Annotated in this window: 7 protein-coding genes; 1 reads left to right on the top strand and 6 read right to left on the bottom strand. The window is 71.4% G+C overall.

All coding sequences use genetic code 11. The features are described from left to right. Positions 1 to 348: 348 nt before the first annotated feature. The 5 genes from cseC to ACIQTP_RS38930 all read right to left on the bottom strand — a co-directional run bounded on the left by cseC (position 349) and on the right by ACIQTP_RS38930 (position 5099). On the bottom strand, positions 349 to 1674 hold the full coding sequence (cseC, locus tag ACIQTP_RS38950) for a two-component system sensor histidine kinase CseC (RefSeq protein WP_403408886.1): 1326 nt from the start codon (positions 1672 to 1674) through the stop codon (positions 349 to 351). A gap of 332 nt (positions 1675 to 2006) precedes the next feature. Continuing rightward, the gene (gene cseB, locus ACIQTP_RS38945; RefSeq protein ID WP_403408884.1) at positions 2007 to 2711 is read right to left on the bottom strand and encodes a two-component system response regulator CseB; all 705 of its coding nucleotides are present in this window, start codon (positions 2709 to 2711) and stop codon (positions 2007 to 2009) included. Positions 2712 to 2730: 19 nt separating this feature from the next. After that, positions 2731 to 3381: a hypothetical protein gene (locus ACIQTP_RS38940; protein ID WP_403408882.1), complete on the bottom strand. Its 651-nt coding sequence runs from the start codon at positions 3379 to 3381 to the stop codon at positions 2731 to 2733. Then, positions 3369 to 3908, bottom strand: a complete 540-nt coding sequence (locus ACIQTP_RS38935) for a SigE family RNA polymerase sigma factor (protein ID WP_060898668.1) — start codon at positions 3906 to 3908, stop codon at positions 3369 to 3371. Before ACIQTP_RS38935 ends, ACIQTP_RS38940 begins: the two co-directional genes overlap by 13 nt. A gap of 267 nt (positions 3909 to 4175) precedes the next feature. Then, complete coding sequence (locus ACIQTP_RS38930) at positions 4176 to 5099, bottom strand: A/G-specific adenine glycosylase (protein WP_403408880.1); 924 nt, start codon at positions 5097 to 5099, stop codon at positions 4176 to 4178. A gap of 382 nt (positions 5100 to 5481) precedes the next feature. On the opposite strand from ACIQTP_RS38930, the gene ACIQTP_RS38925 reads away from it, so the two are divergent. Further along, positions 5482 to 6303 carry a hypothetical protein gene (locus tag ACIQTP_RS38925; RefSeq protein WP_403408878.1) on the top strand — a complete coding sequence of 274 codons (822 nt, stop codon included), beginning with the start codon at positions 5482 to 5484 and terminating at the stop codon, positions 6301 to 6303. A 132-nt stretch (positions 6304 to 6435) separates the two neighbouring features. Here ACIQTP_RS38925 and disA read toward each other — a convergent pair whose 3' ends face one another. Continuing rightward, complete coding sequence (gene disA, locus ACIQTP_RS38920) at positions 6436 to 7560, bottom strand: DNA integrity scanning diadenylate cyclase DisA (RefSeq protein WP_403408876.1); 1125 nt, start codon at positions 7558 to 7560, stop codon at positions 6436 to 6438. Between the last annotated feature and the right edge of the window lie 35 nt (positions 7561 to 7595).

The raw sequence follows: 7595 nt of genomic DNA, 5'->3' as shown, positions 1-7595 counted from the left end.
GCGAATCACCCGCGGCCGCGGAACACCCCTGGGGCCTGTCGTTCGGATCAGGCCCGGGCCGGGGGGGGGGGGGGGGCCCCCCCGGGGGGGGGGGGGGGGGGGGGGGGGGGGGGGGGGGGGGGGGGTAGCGGCCTTCGGCCTTGTCCTCAAGCGCCGGACGGGCTGAAGGGTGTGGGTCGGTCTTCGGCCTTGGCCTCGAAACGCGGTCGAGTCGAGGCTTTTAGGGGCGCGGGGAACTGCGCGCCCAGCCCCCACCGGCCCGCAGCCGGACGAATCGGGTGGGTGGGGAGGAACGGGTCGAGCCGTGGCCGGCCTACGGCAACGGCAACCGGTACTCGCTCACCGGCATCAGGTCGGCAGCATCGGATAGCTGCCCGTGTTCGTCGGCGCGTGTTCCGGCAGCCACAGCACCGCGACCGCCCCCTCCGCGGGTACGTGCTCCGGGGCCCCCGCGGGCCGGACGTTGCGGAAGGTCAGCCGGGCACCGAGCACCCGGGCCTGACCGGCCGCGATGGTGAGACCGAGACCGTGACCGTGGCCCGAACGGTCGCTGCTGCCGGTGCGGAAGCGGCTGGGCCCCTCGGCGAGGAGTTCCTCGGGGAAGCCGGGACCGTGGTCGCGGACCCGGATGACCCGGCCCTCGACCGAGACCTCGATCGGCGGCTTGCCGTGCCGTGCCGCGTTGGCCAGCAGATTGAACAGCACGCGCTCCAGACGACGCGGATCCGTCGTGACCTCCGACTCGTGGATGACGCGTACGTCGACGTCGGCTTCCTTCGCGGCCACCCGCCGCGACACGAACTCGCCGAGCAGGATGTCCTGGAGTTCGGCCCGCTCGGAGGCGCCGTCCAGCCGCGCCACTTCGAGGACGTCCTCGACGAGGGTCCGCATGGCCTGGGCACGGTCGCGGACGAGTTCCGTGGGGCGGCCGGGGGGAAGGAGCTCCGCGGCCGTCAGCAGGCCGGTCACCGGCGTGCGCAGTTCGTGGGCGATGTCGGCGGTCACCCGGCGCTCGGCCTCGATGCGCTGCTGGAGCGCGTCCGCCATGGCGTCCACCGCGCGCGCGAGGTCGTCGGTCTCGTCCCGTACGACCCCGCCGATCGCTTCCCGGACCCGTACGTCGGTCTCACCCTTGGCGACCTGGTTCGCCGCGGCGGCGGCCTTGCGCAGCCGGCGCGAGAGCTGGCCGCCGATCAGCACGCCGAGCGCGCTGCCGCCGAAGACGACCGCGATCGAGCCGATGATCAGCGCCTGGTCGAGGTCCTTCATGACGTCGGTGTTGCGGTCCGTGAAACCGGTGTGGAGCGAGAGGACACGGCCGTCCTTGAGGGGTACGGCCGCCCAGATGTCCGGGACCCCGTTCGGACGGTCGGCCACGAAGGTGGCCCGCCGCCCCTGCATGACCTTCGCCAGCAGGTCCTTCGGGATGGCCGGGTCGTCGACCTTGACCCCGAAGGCCTGGGTCCGCCCGGACTCGTACATGCGCTCGGCGACCGTGATGCGTTCGTCCGCCAGGTCGCGCGAGTTGTCGAGCATCGAGACGCGCGCCGCGTTGTGCACGACGAGGCTGAGCGCGACCGCGACCAGCGCGCCGACCATGGCGATCGCCGCGCTGAGCTTCCACCGGATGCCCGTGCGAATGCCGGAGTTCCCGGCGACGGCCGCCATGCGCATGCCCACAGGCGCGCCGCGGCCGGCAGACGGGCCCCGGCCGACGGGTGTGCCGCGACCGACGGGTGTGCTCCGGCCTACGGGTGTGCTCCGGCCTACGGGTGTGCTCCGGCCTACGGGTGTGTCCCGGCCGGCAGGTGTGTTCCAGCTGGTCCGACTGCTCCCGGGCGCCGGACCGCTCCCCGTCACCGGGCCGTACCCGTCGGCCGGGCCATACCCGTTGACCGGCCCGCGCCCGTCGCCCCTGTCGCGCCCGTCGGCCGGTCTGTCGCGGCCGGTCGGGCCGTCGCCGCCCGCCGGAGTCCGGCGCCGAAATATCCCCCGCATACCCCTGCTCAGGCCTTCAACTTGTAGCCGAAGCCGCGGACCGTCTCGATCCGGTCCTGGCCGATCTTCGTCCGCAGCCGCTGTACGTGGACGTCGACGACGCGGGTGTCCCCGCCCCAGCCGTAGTCCCACACGCGTTCGAGCAGCTTGTCGCGGCTCAGCACCGTACCCGGCGCGGAGGAGAACTCCAGCAGCAGCCGCATCTCGGTGGGCGTCAGGGCCACCGGCGTACCGCCCTTGTGGACCTCCATGCCCTCGGTGTCGATCTCCAGGTCGCCGAAGGAGAGCAACCCGCCGTCGACGGACGAGGCTTCTTCGGGGGCTCCGTTCGGACCGCTCGCGTGTCCGAAACGGCGCAGCACCGCGCGGATCCGGGCGACCAGCACGGCCCCGTCGAAGGGCTTGGTCACGTAGTCGTCGGCGCCCGCCTCCAGGCCCAGCACGACGTCGATCGAGTCGGCGCGTGCGGACAGCATGATCACGGGGACGGTGGACTCGTCACGGATGCGGCGGCACAGCGAGACGCCGTCGAGTCCGGGGACCATCACGTCCAGCAGGGCGATGTCGGGACGGTCGGCGCGGAACGCCTCCAGGCCCGACAGCCCGTCGGGCATGGCCGTCACCGCGAAGCCGTCGCGCTCGAGAGCGAGCTGCGTGGCCTCGCGGATGACGTCGTCGTCCTCGACGAACAGGACGTGGGTCTGCTCTGCCATCCGGCTGCTCCGTCCGCGCTCAGTTCGCGGGAGCGGGCGTGTCCACGCCGCCCACCGCGTTGCTGTAGTCGTTGTGCGTCCGGGACCTCTCGGTGAAGTGGGTCGTGGCCCACCCGTAGGTGATCACTTCTTCACTGGAGGGGTACTCCACCGGATCGCCCTTCTTGTACAACTGCTGGGTGATCACCAGGTCGCCCCGGTCGATCTCCGCGTAGACCGGCGGCTCCTCGGCCTTGAAGACATTCTCGTACCTGCCGCTTTCCTCGCGGTAGACGTACGAGCCGATCCCGACGGCATCCCCGCAGGTCATGACGTTGACCACGACGTCGTCCGTGGTTCCTCCGGTCAGATCCCCGTACGACACGTCGACCGGGTACTCGTCGGCGACACACGGTTTCGTCAGCGCGCTCTTGACCGATTCGCTGACCTCTGGGTCGTCCTTGACGAGCTTGACCGCGTCCACGCGCTTGGGCGCCTTGGACGGGGAAGCGGAGGGCGAGGGGCTCGGGGCCCCCTTGGCCACCGCCTCACTGCTCGCCGGGCCCTCGTCGCGGGCGCCCGTGCCACCCGTGGCGCAGGCGGTCAGGAAAACGCCGAGGGCGGTGAGCACGGCCGTTGCCACGCTCCCCGCCTTCAGGACCTGCCTGGCCCGAGTTCCTAGGCCGCGCAACGCTCCCGCTCCTCACGTTCGAGCGCGCGTGCGTCCAGGTCGCGGCTCTCCAGCTCCTCGCGGAGCCGGGCGAGCGCCCGGTGCAGCGTGCTCTTGACCGTTCCGGCCGACATGCCGAGGGCGGCGGCCGTCTCCTCCGTGGACATCTGCTCCCAGTGTCGCAGCACCACGACGCTGCGTTGCTTGGGAGCGAGAACCTTCATGATGTCCATAAGGAGCGCCCGGTCCGCGTGCTGCTCGGTCGAGTCGTCGACGCAGGCGTCCGGGAGCTGCTCGGTGGGCACCTCTTCGAGTTTGCGCGCCCGCCACCACTCGGTCCGCGTGTTGATCATGACGCGGCGCAGGTAGGCGTCCGCGAGCCGCTTGTCCGCGATGCCGTCCCAGCGGCCGTACGTCCGCACGAGCGCGGTCTGCAGGAGGTCCTGGGCGTCGACGGGGTCGGGAACCAGGCGACGGGCACTGCGCAGCAGCGCGTCCTGCCGAGTGCGGACGTACTCCTCGAATTCGAGCACCTCGCCGTGCGCCATGATCAACCGCCTCCATCCCCGTTTCCGACGTGCCTGGCTCGCGCCCGCTGCCGGTTGTCCGTTTCCTGTGTCCCGCTGTCGTTCTGCTGTGTGCGGTACGGAAATGAAGCTACGGAGGCGTTGTCACGGGGTTGTCCGAGGCAGCCTGCGGTGAGCGCTCGGCTGTACGTCGGTTGTGTAACGGATGTATGAGGTGGGTAAGGCGGTGTGGTTACAAGTCCCGGTTGGGGTGGTTTTGCGGGCGCGGCGGGTGTCGTGGGGACGTGACTAGGTCAAGGGCAGCCGATACAAACCCCCCGGGAGCGGCTCCACGAGTCCGTCGGCGACGAGCCCGTCGAGGGCGCGGGCCCGCTGCACGGGCTCGTCCCACACGCGATCCAGTACGGACTGCGGGACCGGGCCCTCGACGGCCTCCCTCAGTACGGCGAGGAGTTTGCCGCGCACCTGGCGGTCCGTGCCCGCGTACGTCTGGCCGCGCCGCGGCGGACCGTCGTGCGCCGGCTTGCCCGCCAGCCGCCAGGCGCACTGCGCGGCGATCGGGCAGCGGTGGCAGGCCTCGTTCTTCGCCGTGCAGATCAGTGCGCCGAGCTCCATGGAGGCGGCGGCCCAGTGGGAGGCGGTGCCCTCGTTCTCGGGCAGCAGGGCACGGGCGAGCTTGCGCTCGGCGGCGGTGGTGGCGTTCGGCGGGTACTGCACGCCGGTGACAGCCCGTGCGAACACCCTTCGGACGTTCGTGTCCAGCACGGCATGCCGCTGCCCGTACGCGAACGAGGCGACGGCGGCGGCCGTGTACTCCCCGATACCGGGCAGCGCGAGCAGCTGAGCGTGTTCCGTGGGTACGTCGCCGCCGTGTCGTTCCGTTATGGCGACCGCGGCGCCGTGCAGCCGGAGCGCGCGGCGGGGGTAGCCGAGCCGGCCCCAGGCGCGGACGGCTTCGCCCGGGGCCTCCTTGGCCAGGTCGGCGGGGCGGGGCCAGCGGGCGACCCACTGCTCGTACACGGGCAGGACACGGCTGACCGGGGTCTGCTGCAACATGAACTCACTGACCATCACGCCCCAGGGGCCGGCGTCGGGGCGGCGCCAGGGGAGGTCACGGGCGTGCTCGTCGAACCAGGTGATGACCGGTTCGTGCAGGGTCTTGCCGGGGGCGTCGGGCTGGGGGCTGGGTGTGGGCATGGTGGGTGCAGTCATGGCGGTTCCGATCCTGCCATGTGGGGGTGGGGCTATGCGGTTTCCGCCGAGGCGCGGAGGAGTGGCTTTTCGCCCCGGCCCCACACGGGCTCCTTTGCCTGCGGGGCGGTGGGGGCTGGTCGCGCAGTTCCCCGCGCCCCCGAAGGCCTGCACTCCGGCCCGCATCACTCAGCCCGTCCGGCGTTTGAGGACGAGGCCGTTCACGCCGATATGGGGGTCTGGGGGCGGAGCCCCCAGGGAGGGGAATGGGTAGGGGCGGCGGGGGTGAAAGGTCGGTGTGGGGCAACTCGACCGGTGTGCCGGAATGATGATCCGGAAAAGTTGGCGCTCTGGGCGGCGGGTGGGGCGAGCGCCGGCGTGGATCTCTCGTACAGTTTGCGCCGTGGGATCTATGCGCAATCCGGTCGGACCACTTCCCTCCACGATCTACTGGCGTCGGAGGGCCGTTCTGCTGTCCCTGGTAGCGCTGTTGGCGCTGCTGATCGTCTGGGTCGTCAGCAGCGGCGGCGGAGGCGGCAAGAAGAACGCGGACGGGTCCAACGGGAAGAACCCCGTGCAGACGATCACCCCGGGCCCCTCCGGTTCCGGACCCGCGATCAGTCAACACCCGGGCGGCCGCGACGAGTCCAGCCCCGGCGCGAGTACCGGTACGGCAAGCGGCGGCGGCACTGGCGGCAGTGGCAGTGGCAGTGGCAGTGGAGACGGGTCGGGCGGGACCGGCAGCGCGGGCGGCGGTGGCTCAAGCAGCGGTTCCGGCGGCGGCGCGGGCTCCGCGGATCAGGTCCCGGCCGGCTCCACCCTCCCCAACTGCACTGCGGGAGACGTCAAGTTGGTCCTGCGCAGCGCGCACAACACGTACGCCCCCGGCGACAAGCCCTCGATCGAGCTGATCGCGAAGAACTCCTCCGCCAGGGACTGCAAGGTCGATCTCGGCCCGAAGAGCGCGGTACTGACGATCACTCAGGCCGGCGGCGACAAGAGCTTCTGGTCCTCGAGCGACTGCCCCAAGGACGCCGCCAGTCTCTTCTTCCGCGTTCCGGCCGGCGACCAGGTGACCTACACGGTCGACTGGGACCGCACGGCCAGCGCCGCCCAGTGCGCGACACCCCCGGCGGGTTCCGCGACCGCGGGCACCTATCTGGTGGAGGCGAAGGCACCGGGCCTGGCGAAGGCGACGACGTCGTTCGTGCTGTCCCAGGACTGAGGCCCTCCCAGGACTGAGCGGGGGCGGGTTGAAGCGCGCCCGGCCCCGTGAGACGTAGCGCGTCGGACATACCGCGTCAGCCGTAGCGCGTCGGACACACCGCGTCAGCCGTAGCGCGTCAGACGTGGCACGTCAGACGTAGCGCTCCAGAATCGACGACTCCGCCAGCCGCGACAGCCCCTCACGGACGCTGCGCGCCCGCGCCTCGCCCACCCCGTCGACCGCCTGAAGGTCGTCGACGCTCGCGGCGAGGAGCTTCTGCAGACCGCCGAAGTGCTCCACGAGGCGGTCGATGATCGCGCCGGGCAGACGCGGAACCTTGGCGAGGAGGCGGAAGCCGCGCGGGGAGACCGCGGAGTCGAGCGTCTCGGGGGAGCCGGTGTAGCCCAAGGCTCTCGCCACCGTGGGCAGTTCGAGCAGCTCGGAGTGGGCCAGGGCGTTCAGGTCGGAGAGGGCCTCGTCGACCGTGCGGGAGCGCTTCGCGGTCGGCTCCGGCACGTAGTCCCGGACCACCAGCTCCCGCTCGGGCTCCACGCCCGCGATCAACTCGTCCAGCTGGAGGGCGAGCAGACGTCCGTCCGTGCCCAACTCCACGACGTACTCGGCGATCTCCGTGGCGATGCGTCGCACCATCTCCAGGCGCTGCGCCACCGCCGACACGTCCCGGACGGTGACCAGGTCCTCGATCTCCAGCGCGGAGAGCGTGCCCGCGACCTCGTCGAGGCGGAGCTTGTAGCGCTCCAGGGTCGCGAGGGCCTGGTTGGCGCGGGAGAGGATCGCGGCGGAGTCCTCCAGGACGCGGCGCTGGCCGTCGACGTACAGCGCGATCAGACGCATCGACTGGGAGACCGAGACGACGGGGAAACCGACCTGCTTGCTCACCCGGTCCGCCGTGCGGTGCCGGGTGCCGGTCTCCTCCGTCGGGATCGTCGGGTCGGGAACGAGCTGGACGCCCGCCCGCAGGATCTTGGTGATGTCCTTGTCGACGACGATGCCGCCGTCGAGCTTGCACAGCTCGCGCAACCGGGTCGCCGTGAAGTCGACGTCCAGGACGAAGCCGCCCGTGCACATCGACTCGACGGTCTTGTCCCAGCCGAGCACGATGAGTCCGCCGGTGTTGCCGCGGAGGATTCGCTCGAGCCCGTCGCGCAGGGCCGTGCCAGGTGCCACGGCGCTCAAAGAGGCGCGCATCAGGCCATCGGCACCGGAGCTCCCACCGGACTTTCCGGGAGCTGCTGCCCGGTCGTTGGCTGCCACTGCACTCCTCCGGTCGCGGGTTTCCGGTCGCCCAA

Origin of the sequence: Streptomyces sp. NPDC090798 (genome assembly GCF_044768965.1) — a bacterium.
Classification (GTDB): Bacteria; Actinomycetota; Actinomycetes; order Streptomycetales; family Streptomycetaceae; genus Streptomyces.
Note: the sequence above shows the minus strand (reverse complement) of the source record. Positions and strands in the feature narration are given on the sequence as shown.